This is a genomic window from Limibacterium fermenti, from assembly GCF_041902845.1.
Classification (GTDB): domain Bacteria; phylum Bacteroidota; class Bacteroidia; order Bacteroidales; family Dysgonomonadaceae; genus Limibacterium; species Limibacterium fermenti.
The window spans coordinates 2,359,921-2,382,682 of record NZ_CP159486.1; the positions used below are offsets into that span (position 1 = coordinate 2,359,921).

At 43.3% G+C, this 22,762-nt stretch carries 22 protein-coding genes and 1 tRNA gene; 6 read left to right on the forward strand and 17 right to left on the reverse strand.

All coding sequences use genetic code 11. The annotated features are described in order from the left end of the window. Window positions 1-3: 3 nt before the first annotated feature. From pepT to ABNK31_RS10470, 5 genes are all read right to left on the reverse strand, one after another. Entirely contained in the window at window positions 4-1,230 is a 1,227-nt protein-coding gene (gene pepT / locus ABNK31_RS10450) for a peptidase T (protein ID WP_418892471.1), read from the reverse strand. 426 nt (window positions 1,231-1,656) lie between these two features. After that, window positions 1,657-2,073: a DoxX family protein gene (locus tag ABNK31_RS10455; protein ID WP_321578957.1), complete on the reverse strand. Its 417-nt coding sequence runs from the start codon at window positions 2,071-2,073 to the stop codon at window positions 1,657-1,659. 365 nt (window positions 2,074-2,438) lie between these two features. Beyond that, window positions 2,439-3,395: a 2-hydroxyacid dehydrogenase gene (locus tag ABNK31_RS10460; RefSeq protein ID WP_418892472.1), complete on the reverse strand. Its 957-nt coding sequence runs from the start codon at window positions 3,393-3,395 to the stop codon at window positions 2,439-2,441. 98 nt (window positions 3,396-3,493) lie between these two features. After that, window positions 3,494-5,440, reverse strand: coding sequence for an FAD-binding protein (locus ABNK31_RS10465; RefSeq protein ID WP_321579436.1), 1,947 nt, complete (start codon window positions 5,438-5,440; stop codon window positions 3,494-3,496). A gap of 27 nt (window positions 5,441-5,467) precedes the next feature. Next, the gene (locus ABNK31_RS10470; protein ID WP_321578956.1) at window positions 5,468-7,126 is read right to left on the reverse strand and encodes an electron transfer flavoprotein-ubiquinone oxidoreductase; all 1,659 of its coding nucleotides are present in this window, start codon (window positions 7,124-7,126) and stop codon (window positions 5,468-5,470) included. A 733-nt stretch (window positions 7,127-7,859) separates the two neighbouring features. Between ABNK31_RS10470 and ABNK31_RS10475 the strand changes: the two genes are divergently transcribed. The 5 genes from ABNK31_RS10475 to ABNK31_RS10495 all read left to right on the forward strand — a co-directional run bounded on the left by ABNK31_RS10475 (window position 7,860) and on the right by ABNK31_RS10495 (window position 11,686). Then, complete coding sequence (locus tag ABNK31_RS10475; protein ID WP_418892473.1) at window positions 7,860-8,438, forward strand: YceI family protein; 579 nt, start codon at window positions 7,860-7,862, stop codon at window positions 8,436-8,438. Window positions 8,439-8,566: 128 nt separating this feature from the next. After that, window positions 8,567-9,415 (forward strand): 4,5-DOPA dioxygenase extradiol, encoded by an 849-nt coding sequence (gene ygiD / locus ABNK31_RS10480; RefSeq protein ID WP_418892474.1) that lies wholly within the window; start codon window positions 8,567-8,569, stop codon window positions 9,413-9,415. Continuing rightward, a complete protein-coding gene (locus ABNK31_RS10485) occupies window positions 9,415-9,939 on the forward strand; it encodes a hypothetical protein (protein WP_418892475.1) in 525 nt (174 codons plus the stop codon). The genes ygiD and ABNK31_RS10485 overlap by 1 nt, the downstream gene beginning before the upstream one ends. 62 nt (window positions 9,940-10,001) lie before the next feature. After that, complete coding sequence (locus ABNK31_RS10490) at window positions 10,002-10,358, forward strand: winged helix-turn-helix transcriptional regulator (RefSeq protein WP_418892476.1); 357 nt, start codon at window positions 10,002-10,004, stop codon at window positions 10,356-10,358. 95 nt (window positions 10,359-10,453) lie between these two features. After that, window positions 10,454-11,686, forward strand: a complete 1,233-nt coding sequence (locus ABNK31_RS10495) for a multidrug effflux MFS transporter (RefSeq protein WP_418892477.1) — start codon at window positions 10,454-10,456, stop codon at window positions 11,684-11,686. 175 nt (window positions 11,687-11,861) lie between these two features. Here the strand turns inward: ABNK31_RS10495 and ABNK31_RS10500 are convergent, their stop codons facing one another. From ABNK31_RS10500 to ABNK31_RS10550, 11 genes are all read right to left on the reverse strand, one after another. Then, window positions 11,862-12,149 (reverse strand): GNAT family N-acetyltransferase, encoded by a 288-nt coding sequence (locus tag ABNK31_RS10500; protein WP_418892478.1) that lies wholly within the window; start codon window positions 12,147-12,149, stop codon window positions 11,862-11,864. Between the two features lie 4 nt (window positions 12,150-12,153). Beyond that, window positions 12,154-12,360 carry a (4Fe-4S)-binding protein gene (locus ABNK31_RS10505; protein ID WP_418892479.1) on the reverse strand — a complete coding sequence of 69 codons (207 nt, stop codon included), beginning with the start codon at window positions 12,358-12,360 and terminating at the stop codon, window positions 12,154-12,156. A gap of 39 nt (window positions 12,361-12,399) precedes the next feature. Continuing rightward, window positions 12,400-13,077 (reverse strand): SagB/ThcOx family dehydrogenase, encoded by a 678-nt coding sequence (locus ABNK31_RS10510; RefSeq protein ID WP_418892480.1) that lies wholly within the window; start codon window positions 13,075-13,077, stop codon window positions 12,400-12,402. Between the two features lie 239 nt (window positions 13,078-13,316). Then, window positions 13,317-13,404 (reverse strand) — tRNA-Ser (locus tag ABNK31_RS10515). A 213-nt stretch (window positions 13,405-13,617) separates the two neighbouring features. Further along, window positions 13,618-14,412, reverse strand: a complete 795-nt coding sequence (locus ABNK31_RS10520; RefSeq protein WP_418892481.1) for a TatD family hydrolase — start codon at window positions 14,410-14,412, stop codon at window positions 13,618-13,620. Beyond that, the gene (locus ABNK31_RS10525; RefSeq protein WP_418892482.1) at window positions 14,409-15,104 is read right to left on the reverse strand and encodes a hypothetical protein; all 696 of its coding nucleotides are present in this window, start codon (window positions 15,102-15,104) and stop codon (window positions 14,409-14,411) included. Before ABNK31_RS10525 ends, ABNK31_RS10520 begins: the two co-directional genes overlap by 4 nt. Window positions 15,105-15,132: 28 nt before the next feature. After that, window positions 15,133-16,107 (reverse strand): polyprenyl synthetase family protein, encoded by a 975-nt coding sequence (locus ABNK31_RS10530; protein ID WP_418895392.1) that lies wholly within the window; start codon window positions 16,105-16,107, stop codon window positions 15,133-15,135. 46 nt (window positions 16,108-16,153) lie between these two features. Continuing rightward, a complete protein-coding gene (locus ABNK31_RS10535) occupies window positions 16,154-16,963 on the reverse strand; it encodes an energy transducer TonB (protein WP_418892483.1) in 810 nt (269 codons plus the stop codon). 86 nt (window positions 16,964-17,049) lie between these two features. After that, window positions 17,050-17,715, reverse strand: a complete 666-nt coding sequence (locus tag ABNK31_RS10540; RefSeq protein ID WP_418892484.1) for an energy transducer TonB — start codon at window positions 17,713-17,715, stop codon at window positions 17,050-17,052. Window positions 17,716-18,009: 294 nt separating this feature from the next. Continuing rightward, window positions 18,010-18,543 (reverse strand): hypoxanthine phosphoribosyltransferase, encoded by a 534-nt coding sequence (gene hpt / locus ABNK31_RS10545; protein WP_418895393.1) that lies wholly within the window; start codon window positions 18,541-18,543, stop codon window positions 18,010-18,012. 167 nt (window positions 18,544-18,710) lie between these two features. After that, window positions 18,711-19,427, reverse strand: coding sequence for a tRNA1(Val) (adenine(37)-N6)-methyltransferase (locus tag ABNK31_RS10550; protein ID WP_418892485.1), 717 nt, complete (start codon window positions 19,425-19,427; stop codon window positions 18,711-18,713). Window positions 19,428-19,590: 163 nt separating this feature from the next. Between ABNK31_RS10550 and lon the strand changes: the two genes are divergently transcribed. After that, a complete protein-coding gene (gene lon, locus ABNK31_RS10555) occupies window positions 19,591-22,056 on the forward strand; it encodes an endopeptidase La (RefSeq protein WP_418892486.1) in 2,466 nt (821 codons plus the stop codon). A 112-nt stretch (window positions 22,057-22,168) separates the two neighbouring features. Here lon and ABNK31_RS10560 read toward each other — a convergent pair whose 3' ends face one another. After that, window positions 22,169-22,687, reverse strand: a complete 519-nt coding sequence (locus tag ABNK31_RS10560) for an RNA polymerase sigma factor (protein WP_418892487.1) — start codon at window positions 22,685-22,687, stop codon at window positions 22,169-22,171. Window positions 22,688-22,762 lie beyond the last annotated feature (75 nt).

Genomic DNA, 22,762 nt, shown 5'->3' on the forward strand with positions numbered 1-22,762 from the left:
AATTTATTCGTGATCTTGTGCCACAAGCTGGGCAATCTTTACGATGACTTGCGATGCTTTTTCCAACGAAGGAATGGGCAACAACTCATGCCGTCCGTGGAAGTTAAGCCCTCCGGCGAAGATATTGGGGCAAGGCAATCCCATAAACGATAACCGGGCGCCGTCGGTTCCCCCGCGGATGGGCTTGATGTGTGGCTGAATGCCTAATTCCTTCATGGCCCGGGCGGCATAATCGATGACATGCTTCACCGGCTCCACCTTTTCGCGCATGTTGTAATACTGATCGCGCAGATCGAGTTTAAGACGGTTGTTGTAGCGTACATTAAGAGTCGCGACCACATCGGTGATACCCTTTTTACGCAACTCGAACTTCTGCCGGTCATGATCGCGGATAATAAACGAGAGGCTTGCCTCGTCTACCGTTCCGTTCAATCCGATAAGGTGATAAAAACCTTCATACCCTTCGGTATTTTCGGGACGTTCATCGGCGGGCAATAAGTCTACCAACTCCTGCGCCACATGCAACGCATTAATCATTTTGTTTTTGGCATATCCGGGATGTACATTCCGCCCCTGAATGGATATTTTGGCGGAAGCAGCATTGAAGTTCTCATACTCCAACTCCCCCACTTCACCTCCGTCCATGGTATACGCCCATTCGGCGCCGAATTTAGCCACATCGAATTTATCGGGGCCGCGGCCGATTTCTTCATCGGGAGTAAAAGCAATACGGATTTTACCATGTTCGATTTCAGGATGCTCCATCAGATATTGCATCGCGGTGATAATCTCCGCCACGCCGGCCTTGTCGTCGGCCCCGAGCAACGTGGTGCCATCGGTTACGATAAGATCTTCCCCGACGTGATCGAGCAATTCGGGAAAATCGGCCGTAGAAGAAACAATATTCAGAGCTTCGTTCAAAACGAGATCCTTTCCATCGTAATTCTTGACAATCCGGGGATTTACATTCTCTCCGCTCATATCGGGACTCGTATCGAAATGGGCGACAAACCCTATTACCGGTATATTTTTGATAGTGTTGGAGGGCAATGTGCCCATTAAATAACAGTTATTATCGAGACTGACGTCGGAGAGGGCTATTTCATTCATTTCCTTCTCCACTTCCTTTGCCAGATTAAACTGCTTGGGGGTACTGGGAGTCTGCGTGCTGTTTTCATCGGATTGCGTATCTATTCGCGCATATTTGATAAAACGATCTACAATATTCATAGTTAAATTATTAAATACTAAACACTAATAATAAATTACTAATTACTAATTACAAAATACTAATTACAAATGACAAATTACGAATGACTAATGACTAGTGACAAATTTCATGTCTGCGCTAAGACAAACAGACACTGCAAAGATACGCAAAAGGGGGTGTATTTGGAAAAAACTGTCCCTGAATTTTGCAAGTAAAGAAAAAGACCGTATCTTTGCGCCCGGGTAAGTCCTATACGGCCAGCTCCCATTGAATCCCCCAGGTCTTGATCGAAGCAAGGGTATTTGGTTGTAGCGGCGCGATATAGTAAGCTTACCCTTTTTTTATGCCTGAACGATTCATAATTTGTCATTAGTAATTCGTAATTCGTAATTAGTCATTTGTAATTCGTAATTTGTCATTTGTAATTCTTATTTTGTAATTATTTTTCAACTGATTTTGGGCAAAAATTTGGCATCCACGGAATATCGTCCCGGCCCGGCGATCGTCATGGCGGCAAAAAGTATCAACGATTCAAGAGCATGCGAGTATTGCAAGAAGGCATCTCCGTTACTCAAGTGCATGATCAGAGCCACAATCATCGTAAAAGCCATCATTAACGAAGCGGGGCGAAACAAGAAGCCCAATGCAAATAAAATTCCGCCTACCGTCTCGGCCATTGCGGCCATAAATCCCCAAAAAGCAGGCGCAAAGTCGAGCCCGAACAAAGCCATAGTGGAACCTACTTGTGTCCACCCTTCCACACCGCCCATCACTTTAGGCAGGCCATGGAAAAAAAATGATATCCCAATACCGATACGCAAAACAAGCAGCCCGGTGTGTAGCAATTTTTCTTTTGTTGTCATGTTTTTTATTTTTTCATAAATTAATTACTTCGCTGTAACCTCTCAAAGGCACTAATTGTTTATTTTTCATCAATCAATAATATTGATAAGTATCGGGGAACTTATCCCGCAACCCGCCGAAGATGGAAAAAGGTGCATCGGGGAACCCTTTCAGTTAAAATCATGTGGAAAAAGCTTCATCGGGAAACATTTTGAACTTTCGCAGGTGGAAAAGGGCTCTTCGGGAAACCCGTTCGACTTAATGGACATGGAAAAAGCCCCGTCGGGAAACATTTTCGTCTTATTCCCTCTGTTTTTTGCACGGAAGAGTCGAAACACCCCGGCAAAACATCCGGTAAAAGAATGAAAAAGGGCCGGCGCCCCGTTCAGGGAACGATGACGTTTTGCGGCTTTCCTTCCATCCACCTAATTATATTTTCAAAAACCAGTTTTGCACGTATCCTCATGGCTTCCTGCGAAGCGAAACCGATATGGGGAGTCAATACCGTATTGGGAGCGTGGAGCAAAGCATAACCCGAAGGGATGGGCGGTTCCATATCGAACACATCGATACCGGCGCCGGCAATTCCACCGGAAGCCAATGTATCGGCTAACGCCTGATTATCGACCAGTCCGCCGCGCGACGTATTAATCAGAATGGAGGAACGTTTCATGAGCGCCAACTTATCACGCGAAATCAAGCCATGCGTCGCTTCGTTCAGCGGAAGATGCAACGAAACAATATCGCTTTCGGACAATAAAGTGTCTAAATCGACATATGATGCGCCTACCTTTTTCACCTCTTCTTTCTCCGTACGATTATAAGCGAGCAGACGGCAGCCCAATGCGGCGGCTATCGCAGCCACCCGCTGTCCGATAGCTCCCGTGCCGACGATACCCAGAGTCTTTCCGGAGACTTCGCACTGGCTGAAATCGCCTTTGGTTCCTCCCCGGCGCACGTCATTATCGAGCGGAACCATGTTCCGCATCACGCCAATCATCAACCCGATGGCCAACTCGGCAACGGCCTGCGTGCTGTATCCGGCGCAATTGCTAACGGCAATTCCCCGTTCGCGGCACGCGGCAATATCCACATGATCGACACCGGTAAAGGCGACCGAAAGCATCTTCAGACGGGAACAGGAAGTGATGATTTCCCGGCGCAAAGGCATGTTGGCGATGACCAGTACATCGGCATCGTGCGCCCGTTTTTGAAGTTCTTCGATATCATCGCTTCGCGTATCATAAGAAACGACTTTATGCCCCGCCGCCTTTAACGGCTCGACCGCAACCGCAAACTCGGCAGCCGTAACCGCCAACGGTTCCAACACAATTATTTTCATACTCGTTTTTTTTAGGAATGCCGGACACGGATCCGGAGATCCGCGCCGGCAAGAGAGCTATCTCTCTTCAATCTTTATCAATCTCCATCAATCTTCCATCAATCTTTTCCGACCGGTTCCACCCCGAAAGTAAAACCATTCTTCACCCGTTCAATCAGTTCGGGAACGATATCTTCGTATTCGCCGACAATACCGAAGTCTGCATGATGAAATATCGAAGCCTTCGGATTATGATCGACCGCGACAATCTTGCCCGACTCTTTCATTCCATAGATATGCTGGATGGCGCCGAAAATGCCGATGGCTACATACACCTTCGGGCGCACGGTTCTACCCGTTTGTCCGATTTGGCGGGCATATTCGGCAAGGCCCTCGTCTACCACCACGCGGCTGCTGGCCCATTCGGCCCTGATGCCTTTTTCCTTAAGAGCCGCCGCCAGTTCCTTCACCAGTTTCAATCCGTCACCGGTAGCGCCACGCCCTCCCGAGATAATCACGTCGGCATCGAGCAGGCTTTGCAAGCCGCCTTCGCCACGTACCGTTTTATGGATCTTCACCGCAAAATCTTTTTCGTTCAGTTCGGGTTCGAAAACCGAAATCTCGCCCGTGCGACCAGGCTGTTCTTCCGGCACCGGAAAAGTACCGGGACGCGCCGTAGACATTTGCGGATACACAAAGCCGAGAATGGTCGCCAGTTTACTGTCGCCGTACGTCGGCCGGCGCGAATGCAAGATAGGCCGGATGATTTCTTTCGTTTTGCGATTCACATATTCGCCGATTTCCAAACCCGTACAGTCGGCCGTTACGCCGCTACCTGTTTTCACCGCGATACGCGGAGCCAGTTCACGTCCCGCCGTGGTGGCTGCAAAGAGCGCTATTTCGGGATTCCGTTTGCGAATGACTTGCGCCAGAATATCGGAAAACGGCATCACTAAATATTCTTCCAACCGATCGTTTTCCACCAGAATCACCTCATCGGAGCCATGCTCGAAGAGGGTCTTTGCCAACGGTTTCACATTTTTGCCGATTAACACCGTCGTAATCTTCGTATCGTTACCGAGCTCTTTGGCCAGTTTGAGCGAAGGATTCAACAACTCGAGCGAAGGGCGTGCAATTTTTCCGTTCGTCACTTCCGCCCACGTAAGAATACCTTTTGCCGTACCGCGCTTATCCACAATAGGGAAGTCGGGGGTTTCGGCGGTCTTTTTTTCTTTTTCGTCTTTCTTTTCAAGAACATTCCCACCCGTACCGAACTGAGCCATAAAGCTATCGACCAATTCTTTTTCGCCTTGGCCTTCAGCCATCATTACCGGCGGACGGTCACTGACAATATTTTGGACGTTTGCGACGATAGTAGGCGAACCGGATATCCCTATTTTTTCGGTACTCAAATGAATATCATCCACGCCTAATACGGTGACGGCCGTATTGCGCGCCTTAATAGCGCCGCTCAACGACGGTTTGCGGGGAGCGACACCGGTGGGAGTCAACGAAATGAGACAGGGAATAGGCAATTGCAATTCCTGATATCCCCCTTCGATGATCCGCCTGGCCATCACATTGCCGTTATCATCCGCTTCTATTCGTTCTACGAAAGTCGCTTGCGGAATACCTAAGTTTTCGGCAACCTGCGAGGGTACGTGCGCCGTATCCCCGTCACTCGTCTGACGTCCGGCAAAAACAATAAACGGTTCTTTGGAGTCTTTGTCGAAGCCCAAATGTTTGAGCAACGTAGCTAAGGCCAATCCGGTAGCAAACGTATCGCTGCCGCCCAACTTGCGGTCGGACAACAGATAAGCTTCGTCGTACCCCATTGACAAGGCCGTCCGTAAAGCCGTTTCGAACGATTGAGGGCCCATAGAGCACACAATCATGCGCGCGTCGGGATATTTCTTTTTCAATTGCAACCCGGCTTCGAGGCCGAACTGGCAATCGACATTAATAATAGACTTGGCTTTGGTTCTGTCCATTAAACCGTCGTCTCCCATGCGCATTTCGCTGGGGAGCGGAACCTGTTTGATTAAACTGATAATAGTAAGTGCCATTTATTCGATGTGTTTCTACATTTAAAATTACATATATTTATAATCCGGACCGTTTCCTCCATTGGGAACATTCCACGTAATGCCGCCGGCAGGCTCCTTGATGTCGCAGGTCTTGCAATGCAGGCAGTTTTCGAAATGAATCCTCAACTCCTGGTTGCCCTCCTTATCGGTATGTACCTCATAGACTTCCGCCGAACAGTAGTATTGGCACGGTGCGCCATACTCCTGAATGTTAACCGCATTATACGTAGCAGGATCGTTTATCTGCAAATGCGGCACTTGGTGATCGTCATGCGCCACCCCTGTATAATACACATTCGTCGCCTTATCGAAAGTAAGGACTTTATCGAATTCCAAGTCTTTATATTTTTCTTTGAACAAGGGCTTTTTAGCTTGCGCCAATGTCTTGGTCGCTTCGCTGTCGGGATGCGTTTTCAGTCGTCCGAAGAATCCCGCTCCACCCGTAACCAACTGCGTGCCGAAATGGAACACACCGGGAATCATCCCCTTCATAAATCCTTGACGGAAATTACGCGTACGGTGCAATTCGGTATGAATAGAACTTTGTTTAACCGATTGTTCATACGTTTTCAACGTGTTTTCGGAGAAATCATTCCGTTGGAAAGCCGTCAGGGCAGCCTGAGCCGCCAACATTCCCGAACGAATGCCCAGATGAATACCCTTTAAAGCGGGCATCGCCAGAAAACCGGCGCTGTCACCGATAAGAAGGGCATTATCCACATACAGTTTCGGCAACGAGTAGTAACCTCCTTCGGGCAATGTTTTCGCTCCGTACTCAAGCATCCGTCCCCCTTTCAGGAACTTCGCCACAAACGGATGCGTTTTCCATATTTGGAAAGCATCATGCGTATCGAACGTCGGGTCGGCATAATCCAATCCGACAACCAGGCCCAAAGCCACTTTATTATCTTTCAATCCGTAAATGAACCCTCCGCCGAAAACGCCGAAATTCGCCGCCGGGAAACCCATCGTGTGATACACTTCCCCCGGAGCGATATTCCCCTCGGGCACACTCCATACTTCCTTACATCCCAACGAATAGATCTGCGGGTTCTTTCCCTTTTGCAGATCGAACTTCTCTATCAACTTCTTGGCCAAACTACCGCGCGTACCTTCGGCAAAAACCGTTAGTTTTGCCTCTACGCGGGTTCCCTCCTGAAAGTTCTCCAATTTATTTCCATGATGATCGACGCCCGTATCAATCGTTTTTGCGCCGATGACTTTACCGCGCTCATCATATAAGATGTCGCTCATGGCAAAGCCGGGATAGATTTCCACCCCTTTTTCTTCGGCCTTTTTGGCCAGGAAGCGGCACACTTCGCCCAATGAGGCCGTGTAATTGCCTTTATTGCCCATGTAAGGAGGATGGAAAGGAACCTTCAAATTCCCTTTTTCACTCAGCATATACATTGTATCGCTGGAAACTTTCGAATCAAAAGGAATTTGGTCGATAGGAACATCGGGCAACAATTCACCGAACACATCAGGACGGATTACCGCACCCGAAATGATATGGCTTCCGATGGAATTCCCTTTGTCAATCAATAAAATTCTTCGTTTTAAACCTTTTTCTTTTAACGAATCGGCCAGTCGTATGGCGAACGACAGTCCCGAAGGGCCTCCGCCGACAATTAGGACATCCGTGTAAACAGTAGCATTATCCATTTCTGTGTCATTTAGTTAATTATTCGGAATATCAAAGTTTTATTTATTATTCGATAGAATTGTTGAAATCACTTATTTACCCGAGAACATTTAGAAAAAAAAGGAAAATCAGTCGAAACTATTTATGCTCAGATGTAAATGATTAGTTGATTCGTTGCAAAGGTACAAACATAATTTCAGAGATAAAAAAATTTTTCACTTCCTCTTCTTGTCAAGGGGGCGCTCTTGCATCACTTTCCGTGAAACGAATCCATTCACAGGAGTTGAACTGTTTCTCGCTATAGAAGAGAAATGGAGCAGATTGGAGGAGATTGCTCCCCCACCCTCAATAGAAAAAATCTTCTGTATAAATGAAGAGAATAATAATAAAGGTTAAATTTAAAATTCGTCGATTATTTTAAATTCCTCAAAGACAATGCTCTTACGCGGTCGGTAATACTATTCCTTTCCATAAGGGTCTTGTTTGATATAAGTGTTTATTGTATCTTTGCTCTCCATTAGAGACTATGTATAAAAATTACACTAATGTTGTATCGAAAGAAACCGTTTAAAAAAACAAGAATCCGGGCGAAATCATCCGGGCGGTAGAGTTTTTCGGCCTGGTCGTTTTCGGGGCTATGGCGTTAGACTTCACCGGAGCCGGAAAACAGGCGATCAGCAATAAATAAATATAGGATTAATCAGAATTAAAATAAATTAGAAATCAGTTTTAAACAATTAATTAGAAAACAAAATGAAAAAGTACATTATTCTTTCGTTATTAGTTATCAGTTCGTTAGCGACAATAGCTCAAACAACCACATGGACAAGCGATCCGGCTCACTCACGTCTCGGATTTAAAGTAAAGCACCTTACCATTTCGGAAATAGATGGTCGGTTTGCCGATTTCTCGGTAACGGTAACGACCGCTAAGGCCGATTACTCAGATGCTCAAATCGAAGTGACCGCTAAGGTCGCCAGTATTAATACGGGGGTTGAAGCACGTGACAACCACTTACGTTCTGCCGACTTTTTTGATGCGGAAAAATATCCCGTATTGACATTCAAAAGTTCGAAAATGAAAAAAACAGATGAAAAAAGGGGTAAGTTATACGGCGACTTAACATTCCATGGCGTAACCAAACCGGTCGTACTGGATGTAACGTATTTCGGTACGGTCGTAAACCCGATGAATAAGGCGGAAACAGCCGGATTTCAAATCTTGGGAAGTATAAAAAGATCCGATTTCGGACTCGGAGCTGATTTCCCTGAATTTGTGATAAGCGATGAAATAAAAATCGTCGCCAATGCCGAATTCAGTCCTAAAAAGTAAGACCATTGCTTTTTGACAATACAGAAATTATTTAACTAAAAGGAACTTGCGGCTTGGAGATGGTGATTTCCAAACCGCAAGTTCATGGTTGAAGAACTTATTTTTTTAATCATAATATACACCGCGAAATGATGAATTTAAAAGATTTACACACCAATCTGTCTTCGTTGAAGGATACACCTTTGATGCCGGCCCTGTTTATAGGACATGGATCGCCGATGAACGCCATCGAAGACAATGAGTTTTCCAGAATGTGGTCTACTTTAGGCGATCGGCTTCCGATACCCAATGCCATCGTCTGCATATCGGCGCATTGGGAAACAAGAGGAACATCGGTAACAATGAGCGAACATCCTAAAACGATACACGATTTTTATGGGTTTCCCCGCGAATTGTATCAGCAGGATTACCCGGCTTCAGGCGCTCCTTTATTGGCGCAGGACGTAATTGACCATATTACCCATACGCACATTAAAGCGGATGATCAATGGGGATTGGATCATGGAACATGGACGGTACTAAAATATACCTATCCGCAGGCCGACATACCGGTCATACAAATCAGCCTCGATCACTATAAAGATGCTAAATGGCATTATGAACTCGGCAAGGAATTGGCTTTTCTGCGTAACAAAGGAGTGCTGGTGATAGGCAGCGGAAATATGATACATAACCTGGGGATGCTTCGCGTAGCCGGCGACGACTTCAATGCCGAGTATGGTTATGACTGGTCTTTCGAATTGAATGATATTCTGAAAACGAAGTTAAAGGAAGGGGATTCCAACTCGCTCATCCGCTATCATTCTTTGCATAAAGAAGCCGGATTGGCTGTTCCTACTCCCGAACATTACATTCCTATGCTGTACGTTCTGGGAATGCGCAATAAAGACGAAGAAATAAGTATTTTTAACGATAAAGTGATCGCAGCTTCAATTAGTATGACATCCTTTATGATAGGAGGAAAGGATAAAATATAATGGAGGATAGAAATAAAATCATTGCGGATTTGTTTTCAAGAGCAAAACAAGATCTACATCCCGATCATAATATCCTCATTTTGCATATCGGAGAGGACTTTACCTTCTTAATAAATGCGAATGGTACGGATAAGGCTCCACAATCGTGGGTGTTGCCGATAGGAAGCAACGTGACTTCGAATAAATATTTTATTCATAAACCTCCTACCGCAGATGAAATAGAATATGCGATCATTGAAGTGGAAGATGAAATTATGGCGTTAAATCCTACGATTGAAAAAGGGAAGTATCGGCTGATGTCTTTCGATCCGTTGGTTCACGACATAGCCGGTTACGCAGGGGTGACGGGTAACAAACTTCCGATAAAAGAAATGGAAAGCGTATTTTCCCGTGTGGCGGCAATTGTGTCGGGACGCCCGGCATCGATGGACATACTGCCTGACAGTAATGAGTTTGCAGCAGGCTTACTTATCGTAAGAGAAGTAATGCATCATCTGTATTTTCAGGAAATTATCCTGAAATAGCGGAAATGTAATTTTTGAAACTCTTTATTTGACGATTGGATGAATCATAAAAAACAAAAAGAATGAAAACGAAAGAAACAGAGAAGATCGTTTGCCCCGTAAGATCCGTACTCGACGGTATCGGAGGTAAATGGTCTATCCTTATTATAGATATTTTAGGAGAAAAGGGAACGTTGCGTTTTAACGAAATAAGCAAAACGTTAGGGGATATTTCGCAGAAAATGCTCACCTCCACCTTGCGCCTCTTGGAATCGGATGGCATCATTTCCCGCAAGATGTTTGCCGAAATTCCCCCTCGTGTGGAGTACGAATTGACAGAGCTGGGGAAAGACCTCCTGCCCCATATCCGCAACTTGATCGACTGGGCGAAAAAGAACATGCAGAAGATAGAAGAAAACCGAAAGCTGAATAACTGGTAGGTATTGTCCAAAAAGTACCAGACAAAGTCTAATTTACATAAGACCGGCAATTACTTAATTCATAATTTTGTGCCTTGGTAAATTCAGACCTTTTTATGAAAAAGTATTTTCTTGTTATTCTCGTATTGTCATTATTGGCAGCATTAGAACCGTTAAGCATTGACATCTACCTTCCTGCTTTCGAAGATATCGCAAAAGGGCTTAATGTCGAAATGTCGAAAGTGCAGATTTCTTTATCGACATTCTTAGCCGGATTCGCTATCGGACAATTGCTTTGGGGTCCCGTTTCTGACTATTACGGACGAAAGAGGCCTATATTGCTGGCAATGGGCATCTTTATTCTCTGTTCCTTTATCGCCTCGCATGTAACAACGGTAGGGCAACTATGGGTTGTACGTTTTTTCCAAGCCTTTAGCGGATGTGCCGGCGTGGTAATAGGACGCGCTGTGGTCAATGATCTGTTTGAGGGAAAGCTCCGGACTAAAGTTTTTGCACTATTGGTGATTATCTCGGGAGTCGCGCCGATAATTGCGCCGACTCTTGGAAATGCAATATTGAAAGTATGGCATTGGCAAGGCATATTTTATACGATGGCCATCATTGGAATCATAACGGTGCTACTTTCTGCATTATTCCTACCTAAGAATCGCAGTGTGAAAGATTTAGACTTAAAAAACAGCCCTAAACCTAATTTGAAAAATATGCTTGTCGGCTATGTGAAGATTATGGCGAACTGGCAGTTTGTTATTTACACATTCATCGGAGCCATGCTCTATGCGTCATTGATGACATACGTTTCGAATGCACCATTTATAATAATGACAAAAGGCGGATTATCAAGCGACTGGTTTTCTCTTATATTTGCCATCAATGCCATCGGACTGATCATCGGGACATTGATAATAACCCCTTTGGATAAAAAAATGGGATTGCATAAGTTGATAAAGATAGCCGTAATATTGCAAATACCAATATCCATCGCTCTCGTTGTATTCTCATTTTGGGGATCATCTATTTTTCCGATATTAGTTCTGTTATTTATGAATCTGGTATTAACCGGACTACTTATGCCGACAACCACCTCGTTGGCATTAGAGCCTTTTACAATAGAAAGCGGTACGGCATCGGCATTGATGGGCTTTATTCAATTATTCTTCACATTTATTTTTTCGACCGTAGTCAGTTATCTTCAAAACAACTCTATCATACCTTCGATGGTTGCGATATTATTATGCGCCTTATTTTCGTTGTTATTTATCCTGATGGACAATCATAAAACAAGCCGCGATATTTATTACCGGATAGGAGCTGGCGGTAAAAGAATGTGATGATATTCTCTTGCGGCATTTCTTCTGTATATTTTGTATAAAAACATAAATAGCAACCGTTTATGTAATTAAAAAAGCCCGAACCATTACTCGGGCTTTAAGGAACGCGTAATATGCTATTCCAATAGTTCATTTGGAGTGAAAAAGCAGATATTATTTTTTCAACTGCAAATCATTATAGATGTCTCACATCGTTTATTTCCTTAACAGTATCAAAAACTTTTCTTGCAAATGGACACAGAGGTAATATTTTTACATTCTGTTCTCTGGCGAGATCCACGGCCTTCAGAACCATCTGTTTTCCGTATCCTTTTCCTCCAAATTCGGGTTCTACACCGGTATGGTCAATGATAAACAATGATTCCCCCGCCCAGGTGTAAGTCATCTCTCCCGCATATTTATCGTTTTCATAAACCACAAATCTGCCTTTTGAGCCATTATCCTCTCTTTTGATTATTGCCATCGTGTTATCGTTTTATGCTCAGCGCCCCTGACGGACATAGAGCGATTTGATGAATGAGTTCCTCTGATGTTGCATTTTCTATTTTTATCCAAGGCCTTTCTTGCGGATGATAAACTTTGGGTAACGTCTTCACGCAAATCCCCGAATGAACACATTTTTCCGGTTTCCATAAAATGGTTATTTCTCCATTCGTATACTCTTTTGTTTTCATTTGAACTGTATTTTTAGTTATTAAATCACACTTTCAAAATTAATTATTCGGAACTCCAACGGTCAGGTTCAATAGAATTTCCTGATTCTCCTTAAGCTTAAGATCTTCTTTCAGAGCATCGGCATTAAACGAAACCCTTGCTACTGCGCCTAAATCGGCTGAAACACTATATAAATAAATATTCTGACCGATAAATCCCGCATCCATCAAGGCAGCGTCGCGTGAAGCCGCCAATTCTAAATCCGCGACAATCAGGATATTTAAAAAAGCATCATTTACATAAGTCTGATTATACAATATAAGATCCGGTCTAATATCATTTTTAGCGACCAAAACCAGGCTATGCTCTTTTGCATCATAAAAATAGGCTGCATCTTTAAAAACGACATACAACTCGAGCTCCTGCTTGTTTTGTGCCGTTGGGACAGTCCGTTTATCTTCGCGGTTGAATCCATTGGCAACCCACAAAAGATTCGAGATGGTTTGAATATCCAATTTTTCCGTTTTGAATTCTTTAGTGGATTTCCTTTTATTTACAGCTTCAAGGAGGGCCATTCCTCCTTCTTTGTCAGGAGTCGGCAATGCAATCTCTTCTGCGGCCCCATTAAAATCCACATATTCCAACACCTTACTCTCTTGCGAAGCTTTTTCATTTTTAGGTGAGCTACACCCGGTAAAGGCAAAAATGGCAATACCGATTAATAATACATTTCTCATATTTTTAAAAATCAAATTTAGTTGTTTCTATTTCAGACCAGAGCAAAGCCAACACCCACCATTTACACGCAATGACGTTCCATTGGTGACAGAAGACCTCTGATGCCGTCGGCCCGGGCAGAACTGCATTTATTGTAACATCCGTAGCCATGGAAAGTTCGGACAAACCTCTGCTAATATATCTTCAAATAACATATAAAAAAGACGACCGTAACTATTGGCTACAGCCGTCTTTTCAGCGGAGAAAGCGGGATTCGAACCCGCGAAACCCTTTAGGGGTTTACACGCTTTCCAGGCGTGCCTCTTCAACCACTCGAGCATCTCTCCAATATCCGTTGGATTGAGAAAGTCTTTCCACCTTATATATATGGTGTTTTTCACGTCATTTTCACCCTTCTTGTATGAGTGAAGATTCAAGCAGGTGCAAAAGTACAAAAAATTATTTCATTTACCTCTTTTTAATACTGTAAATTGTTCAACTTACTTTGGCCGCAAAAAAGAAAAAGGTTCTTAAGAAAAACGAGCAATAAATTATCGAGATCATTCCAAGGATGATTGCCAATCGGTTATATTAAAAATAGTATAAGCATTCAGGGTAGTCCTTTCAGCCACCTCTTCCGGATCAAGGCCGGTAATCTCACTCAGTTTTCTTGCGATTTCAGTTAAATACGACGATTCGTTCCTTTTGCCCCTATAGGGTACAGGAGCCAAATAGGGCGAATCGGTTTCCAATACAATTCTTTCGAGGGGACATCCCTTCAAGGTTTCACTTAATCCTGAATTTTTAAATGTCACAACACCATTAATCCCAATATAAAAGTTTTTAAACGATAATGCCGTCTGCAATTCTTCTTTTGAACCGCCGAAGCTATGAAAGACGCCGCATAGGGAACGTTCGCCCACCCTCTTTATCGACTGAACAACTTCATTGAAAGCATTCCGAGAATGAATCGATACGGGCAGACCTTTCTCTTTACTCCATACCAATTGCTCTTCGAATACGCGTATCTGCTGTTCCCGAAAAGTTTCATCCCAATACAAATCAATACCAATCTCCCCCACTCCAATATATTTAGTACGATTCAACTCTTCCCGGATCACGGAAAGCTGTTCCTGCCAATCTTCCTTCACACTGGTAGGATGCAAACCCATCATAGGAATAAAAAACGCCGGAAAGGACCGGACCGTCTCTTGCAAGGCACGCACAGAAGACACATCGATATTGGGAAGCAATACTTTCTTCACGCCGGACGCTTGAGCGCGTTCCACGGCCTCGCCCAAATCGTTTGCAAAGTCTTCGGAATATAAATGCGCATGTGTATCAATCAACCTCATTCTATTGTCTCTCCTTTTCGATAATAATAGAGGACGCCGTACGCCCTGTTCTTTTCCAAACGAACGGGTAGCGACAACGCCAAATTATGTTTTTCCACTTCTTCCCAAATATTGAAAATAACCTCATCCACGGTTTGTCTGTATTCGGACACTTCTTTCAAGATGCGGGAAGTCGCTTTTTGATGAATTTTTTGCGTTTGATAGTCTTCCTTAAAGACGGCATACATCACATTGACTTTTGCAATCGTCGGATTAAATATCGGTACTCCGCCTTTGCGGACACGGGTCGTTTCGCCATAAATGATTTTCTCGCCCCAATCCAGAAGTTGTTCGTGAGTGTTTAAATCGGGAACCACCATGTTGGCATTTTCCAGTCCATACAATTCGAGATTCGATCTTTTTATTTCATTACGCATCACACACATATAAAGGACTTGAACAAAGTGAGACAGATACATCTTTGCATTACGGATGCTTTTTTGAAAAGATTTGTTTGCCTTCACTTGCATTTCATACGTTTGACGATAACGCTCACACAACCGCCCGAACTTCAACGAAACGCTTTTGGCATCGGATAAAGTTTTCATAGATAGGGGAATATCCGGAAAATCTTCACTCGAAGCCTTCGATATAGCTGTTTGTAATGCTTTGATACGTGCGGCGTCCGTATTGGGCAATCTGCGATAGGGCATAGGTTCTTTATTCAGGTCACTGTCTATTTCATTTTTCTCTGTACATTAAGTTTTCAGCCAGTGAAATAAGTTCTTTTTTACGTTCATTCGCTACATGGATCGACGAAAGGCAATCTAAAGCCGCTAAATAATATTTTTCGATAAAAGTCTCGCAAATAGCTTTCAATTTCAGTTCGTCATAGATGGTTTTTACGGCTGCGATTTTTTCTTCGGGATCATAATCTGTGGAAGAAAGCCACTTTTCGAGTTCTTTCTTCTGCACCTCATTGGAATTCTTAAGAGCTTTGATAAGAAGATACGTCTTCTTGTTGCATAAGATATCACCGCCGATATTCTTTCCGAAAGTTTTTGTGTCACCGTAGACATCGAGCAAGTCATCCTTCAACTGAAAAGCCATTCCTATATTTATACCGAAAGTATGCAACAACTCCGAGTCGAATGCCGGCGCCCTTGCAATGATAGCCCCTATTTTTAATGCACCGGCCATTAAAACAGCAGTCTTTAAGCGAATCATCTCCAAATAATCGGTTTCGGTTACCGACATGCTTTGTTCAAAATCCATATCATATTGCTGTCCTTTGCACACTTCACCCGCCACGGTCGAAAACAGATGCAGTATCTGCGGCAATAAGTCGGCGGGGACTTCGGCGATATACTTATAGGCTTCTATCAACATAGCGTCACCCGACAAAATCGCCGTATTATCGTTCCATTTTCTATGCACGGTGCACTGTCCGCGCCGCTTTTCCGAGCGATCCATCAAATCATCGTGCAGCAAGCTGAAATTATGAAAAAGTTCTATTCCTAAAGCAGCGTCGATAGCATCGTCAACCGTTTCACTGAAGAGATTTTTGCCCAGTAAAGTCATCACAGGACGAACCCGTTTTCCCCCTAGGGAAAGGATATACTTAATAGGGTCGTATAAGTTGGCCGGCTGATCGTTTGATAATATATTCTCGATCTCCAGATTAATTTTCTTTTCAAGTTCGCTCGTTCGAAATATCATGTTTGTTGTATTTAATGTACAAAAGAATTACTTATAATCGCGATTATAAACGAAAGACAATAGGCAGGGTGATTTTCACCCGAACCGGTTGCCCTTGGCGTTTACCCGGCTTCCAGGGGGGCATTGCCCGAATAACCCGGATAGCCTCCTTGTCTAACAAGCTGTCGATACTTCCAATCACTTCAATATGGGTAATACGTCCGTCCTGTTCGACAATAAAACTAGTGAGAACCCGCCCTTCGATTTTTTTTTCTTGCGCTGAAACCGGATAATAAAGATTATCGTTTAAAAACTTTGCCATAGCACTATTTCCTCCGGGAAACAAGGGTTGTTCTTCTACCACGGTAAAGAGCGTGGCTTCTTCTTTGTCCTTTAAGCCGTCAGAAGCCAAGTCGTTTTCGCGTTCTTCTATCCTCTCAATGTCTGACGACTCGGCATCATTAACGACACCCTCTAAATGGTCCTGCCGATTTTGCAGCCGGTATGTTTCTTGAATGTCGAGGTCCTTATTAATGACAGGTGGAGCTATTCGAATATTTTTTTTAATTTCCTCCGGAGGAGGAGGAATATAAGCGGGAATGATCATCTCTTCGGGATATTCAGGGGGTAACAACTGTATATCGGATAATTCCGATACTTCGAGGCTAATATCCTGATGTTTATATGTCTGATAATTATTCACAATAGATACTGTCAGTATAAAAACAAACAACGCGCCCATAACGGTAATAAAAGCAAACAAATGCCGTCTACCGGAAGACTGCCTGAGCCGATAAGCGCCGTAGCTTTTGTTTTTATTTGTAAAGACCAAATCAATCCATTTCTGAGACATTAAATTGACGTCTTTTGCCATTCTTCCTTTTTTAAAACGATTAATTTGACCGCCCAAATATACGAAAACTTTTTTTGAGACCGAAACCGTTTCAGCCTTTATCGGGGTTAGGACAAACGGAAAATAACGGGCATCGTAAACCGAACACGCACAATCTCCGTATGGTGTTGCCCGGGTATCCAGCGAGGCATTGACTCAATCACTCGCACCGCTTCGCGATCTAAGGAAGGTTCTACCCCCCGAACCACCTGCACATCAGAGATACTGCCGTCTTTTTCAATAATAAATTTACAAATCACCCTCCCTTCGATAGCGTTTTCCCTCGCAATAGGAGGATATTGAATATGGTGGTTTAAATAACGCATCAATGCAACTTGTCCCCCCGGAAATTCGGGCCACACTTCAACCACTTCAAAGACGTGGGTGTCAACTTCGTCCAAAGCAGCAGAAGATAAAGGCCTCCTTGGCGGTTCATCCATATAGCGATTTGGGGAAGATAGGCCGACAGAAGAAGATCGTCCGTCGGGACGTTCCTCTACGGTTATCGCTTCCGGTTGAGGCGTAGTATGATAGAGCCGGGGAGGCTCGTATATATCCTCTTCAGTATAAAAATCTTCTTTCCACAGTTCCACTTCATCGTGGCGAGCAGAAGACTTGACATAATAAACCACAAGGACAATCCCCGCTAAAACGAGCAATCCTAAAAGAGCGATACCGGTTTTTCCACCCCTGTTGATTCTTTTCGAATAGGGTCTCATCAGACGCTTATTCATTTTAACCTTTCCCTTATTTTAATGAGTTCTTTCAATTTCGCATCTCCTAAAGTTGCCGACTCTTCTTTCTGTATTGTATTTTATACAGATAAAGGATAAAACAACTATTAGAAGTTTCAAATATACATCCTTCCGACCAATATAGTATGGATATTTATACTAAAAAACATCAAATGGGAAAGTGAAAAACAAACTGAACTTTAAATAGTAGTAAAAAGCGCCAAAGAATCCGTTAAAACCGGAGGAAATAAATCTCTTCTCTCAAAAAGATTTAAAACTCCGCCTTAAAAAGAGCTACTCTTTCAGCTTATAAATGTCCCTTAAATTTCTCCCGTAACCGTCATAATCCAATCCGTATCCGACAATAAAATCGCTCGGTATTCTGAGGGCGACATAATCCAAATGGAGATCCGCATGTTTTAATGCAGCCGGTTTGAAAAGAAGTGTAGCAATTTTCACTTCTTTAGGCTCTTCGACCTTTAATTGCTTGAGAAGGGAAATCATCGTGTTGCCGGTATCGACAATATCCTCCACAATAATTACCGTGCGTCCTTTTATCGACTCATTAAGTCCCAACACCTCTTTTACCTGTTCGGTGGTAGACATTCCATCGTAAGAAGCCAGGCGCACAAACGTAATTTCGCTGGATACCGTTACTCTTTTCATCAGTTCGGAAGCAAACATAAAAGCACCGTTTAGCACTGTCAAAAACAAAGGGTTTTTGCCTTCCAGTTCCCGATTCATTTGTTCCGCAATACGACTGATCGATTCTTCGATCTGTTCATGATGGATAAACAACTCGAAATCTTTATCTTTAATGGTTATCATTTCTTTCACGACTCGAAATTTTTAAGCGCCAAAATTACAACATTTTATCCTCTCACGAAAGAGATTGATTGTTTTTTTATTCTTTCACGGCTGTCAAAGACCTTGCAAGTCTTCTTTTTTCGATAGTAATGTATTGATATTGCATAAAAAGAGACGTTGCGTTTAGCTTAAAGATATAAATAAAAATCTTTGACAAGCTCACTGAATTCATCGGTGTAAGCCTGCCTACGCTGTTCAATGACCAATTCAGAACGCACCGGATCAAGAACCGGTTCCATGGATAGTTCTATCAAAATCCGTTTAGGAGAAGATTCCGGCATAGGCAACACACGTGTTTCACGAACAAGAAAATATCCGAACCGTTCAGAAAGGCGCTGGAGTTTGGTTATTGCATCAAACGGAAGAATCAACGAAATACGGCCGAAAGGAGCAAGTATTCTCCGACTGATATCGAGCAATTGTTCCAGATCGAGTGAGACCTCGTGCCGGGCGGCAGAACGACGGCCATCCGGTGATAATAAAGAAGATGCAAAAAAAGGAGGATTCGACACGATATGATCGAAATAGCCGCAATCTTCATTCGCAAACAATTGATAGGATATATTTTCAACTGTAATTCTCGAAGCAAAAGGTGATTTCCGAACATTTTCACGAGCCTGCTCCACCGCATCTTTATCCATATCGATAGCGAGTACTTGTACATTCGGATTTCGTTGCGCCAACATTAAGGCTATTAGCCCCGAACCGGTTCCGACATCGAGCATTCGCCGGGAACCCGACACGTCGGCCCAAGCACCCAGCAAGACACCATCCGTGCCGACTTTCATCGCGCACCGGTCATGATACACTGTAAACTGTTTAAAAGCAAAATAAGGGTTCGCCATCTATAAATCCTGTTTGGCACGAATTTTGGAGTAAGTACTACCAAAAAACAATGAGGCAAAAATAGTGATTTTTCAATTGGATTACAACACGAAGGAGATCTTTCACGAGATCACACTTACCACTCGTCGCTATTTATTGCTTTTAAAACACTTAGAATAGAACATGTTTCAAATGAAAATACATACGTTAGATGACGAAGCGAACGATCCGGGCGTCATTTCTTTTATAGCCGGTGATTTTATCGAAGGAAATATGGAAATAGACACCTCTCTTTTACAAGATACGCTTCCTTTACTGCCCTTACGTAATACGATTGTATTTCCGGGCAGCACCTTACCGATATCGGTGGGACGAGAGAAGTCCTTGAATTTAATCAAGGGACTGGGAAAAAAGTATCGGTATATCGGTTTGGTATGCCAAAAAGACACGAATGTCGAGAATCCGGAGAAAGAAGACTTGTATCCGATTGGAGTCATTGCGGAAGTTATTCGCGTAATCGAGTTAGGCAACGAGAATTCGAGTATCATCGTACATGCCAAACAACGTTTCGAATGGACGAACATTACCCAGACCGATCCGTACTTACGGGCAACCTTCAAAATAAAAGAATATCGTAAAACGCCTAAAGAGGATAAAGAATATCAAGTTATTCTTGATTCCATACGCGATTCGATGTTGCAAATGTTGCATCTTTTAGGCGATCCTCCCAAAGAATTGACCCAAACGATCAAAAACGATTCTTTCTCGGATATGCTTGTCAGTTACTGCGCCACGAACCTTCCTATAGACAGTAGGGAAAAGCAGGAGCTGCTTAATATGGACGACAAAAAAGAACAAGCTTACCGCCTGCTGATGATTTTAAATCGCGAAGCGCAAATTTTGGAGTTAAAGATGAATATCCAAATGAAAACGCGCGAAGATTTAAATCAACAGCAAAAGGAATACTATCTACAGCAACAGATACGTACCATTCAGGAAGAATTGGGCGGTAATACGCAACAAATCGAAATCAATGAATTCCGGAAAAAGGCCAAAGAAAAGAAATGGGACGCCAAGGTCGCTGAAATTGTGGAAAAAGAGATCAGCAAGTTAGAGCGCCTCAATCCGCAATCGCCCGACTACTCGGTGCAATACGGATATATCGAACTCATATTGGATCTCCCCTGGAATGAGTATACAAAAGATAACTTCAATCTTAAGAACGCTCAAAAGATTCTCGACCGGGATCACTTCGGGATGGAAAAAGTAAAAGAACGCATTATCGAGCATTTGGCCGTATTAAAACTAAAAGGAGATCTCAAGTCGCCGATTCTTTGCTTGTATGGCCCTCCGGGAGTCGGAAAGACCTCCTTGGGAAAATCCATTGCCGAGGCGCTTAATCGCCAATACGTGCGGGTCTCATTCGGAGGATTGCATGACGAAGCGGAGATTCGCGGGCATAGACGCACCTATATAGGAGCTATCCCCGGGCGAATTATGCATAATATACAAAAAGCCGGTTCATCCAATCCCGTCTTCGTTTTGGACGAGATAGACAAAATAGGCACCGATTTTCGTGGCGACCCTTCCTCCGCATTACTCGAAGTATTGGATCCGGAGCAAAACTTCGCCTTCCACGATAATTATCTATCGATCGATTATGACCTGTCGAAAGTGCTTTTTATAGCAACGGCAAACAACTTGAATACGGTACCCCAACCGCTGCTGGATCGAATGGAATTGATTAATGTGGGCGGATACATCACGGAAGAGAAAGTAGAAATAGCTTATCGCCATTTGGTTCCGAAAGAATTAAACAATCACGGTATTCCTAAGGATGCATTCAGCATTCCTAAATCCACATTAGTAAAAATAGTGGAAAACTATACCCGAGAATCGGGCGTTCGCGAACTGGATAAAAAAATCGCAAAGATTATGCGTAAAATCGCCCGTAAGATCGGAGGCAATGAAGAGTATCCCCCAAAGTTAAAGATCACGGATTTAAAAGAGTATCTCGGTGTGGAAGAATATTCTAAGGACAACTATCAGGGGAATGAGTACGCCGGAGTCGTTACCGGCTTGGCATGGACTTCGGTAGGAGGCGAGATTCTTTTTGTCGAAAGTTCTTTAAGTCAGGGAAAAGGTTCCAAATTGACATTAACCGGCAACCTGGGGGATGTAATGAAAGAATCGGCGATGTTGGCTATGGAGTATATCCACTCTCATGCCAAGGAATTGGGGATTGATGCGAAGATTTTCGAAAACTGGAATACGCATATCCATGTACCGGAAGGCGCCATACCCAAAGACGGCCCTTCGGCAGGTATCACCATGATCACTTCGCTGGCATCGGCATATACCCAGCGAAAAGTGAAAGCCAATCTGGCAATGACCGGTGAAATCACATTAAGAGGAAAAGTGCTTCCCGTGGGAGGTATCCGGGAAAAAATACTGGCTGCAAAAAGAGCGGGAATTACGGAAATTATTCTTTGCAAGGAAAATGAGAAAGACATTAAAGAAATAAATTCCAATTATGTAAAAGGATTGACGTTTCATTATGTAAGCGATGTAAAAGAAGTTCTCGACCTTGCTTTACTGAAAGAAAAAGTCAAGAATGCCAAAGAGTACCTTATGCCCGAATCCGCTTAAAAGGAATTCCGTTTGAAGCGGAGCTTCCGGACGGAATAAAACGGAATAAAAAAACAGGGTGATTCACCATTACGGCGATCACCCTGTTTCCTTTTGTATGATTATAAAAATTTTACTCAGCGTAATATCTGAAATCCTTCAACATTTCCTGCAATCTTTTCCGTGCAAAAAATATCCTACTCTTCACCGTTCCGATGGGTAATCCGAGATGTTGAGCGATTTCCTCATATTTATATCCGGAGACATGCATCGAGAAAGGCACTTTGTACTCATCGGTAAAGCTATTAATAGCTTTATTGATCTCTTTAATCGTGTAAGCTCCGTCAGGAGTATCGAATCCGGAGTCTTGAGGCAGATTCAAATGATAAAGGTTTTCTGTTTTATCGATGATTGTTTGGCTTCTGACAATCTTCCGATAATTGTTTACAAAAATGTTGTGCATGATAGTGAAAACCCAACCTTTGAAATTTACGTTTTCGTAATACTTTTCTCTGTTATCCAATACCCGAAGCGTGGTTTCTTGCAAAAGATCCTTTGCTTCTTCCCGATCTGCAGTCAATGTTAATGCGAAGTTTAACATATTATCCTGTAAACTAAGGAGCTTGTTTTCGAAAGAATTCTTGGTCTTCATATTGATGACGTTTTTTGTTGTGTTAAAAATGACGCAAGCTTTTTGATTCTCAAAAATTATTCCGCTTTTGTCATG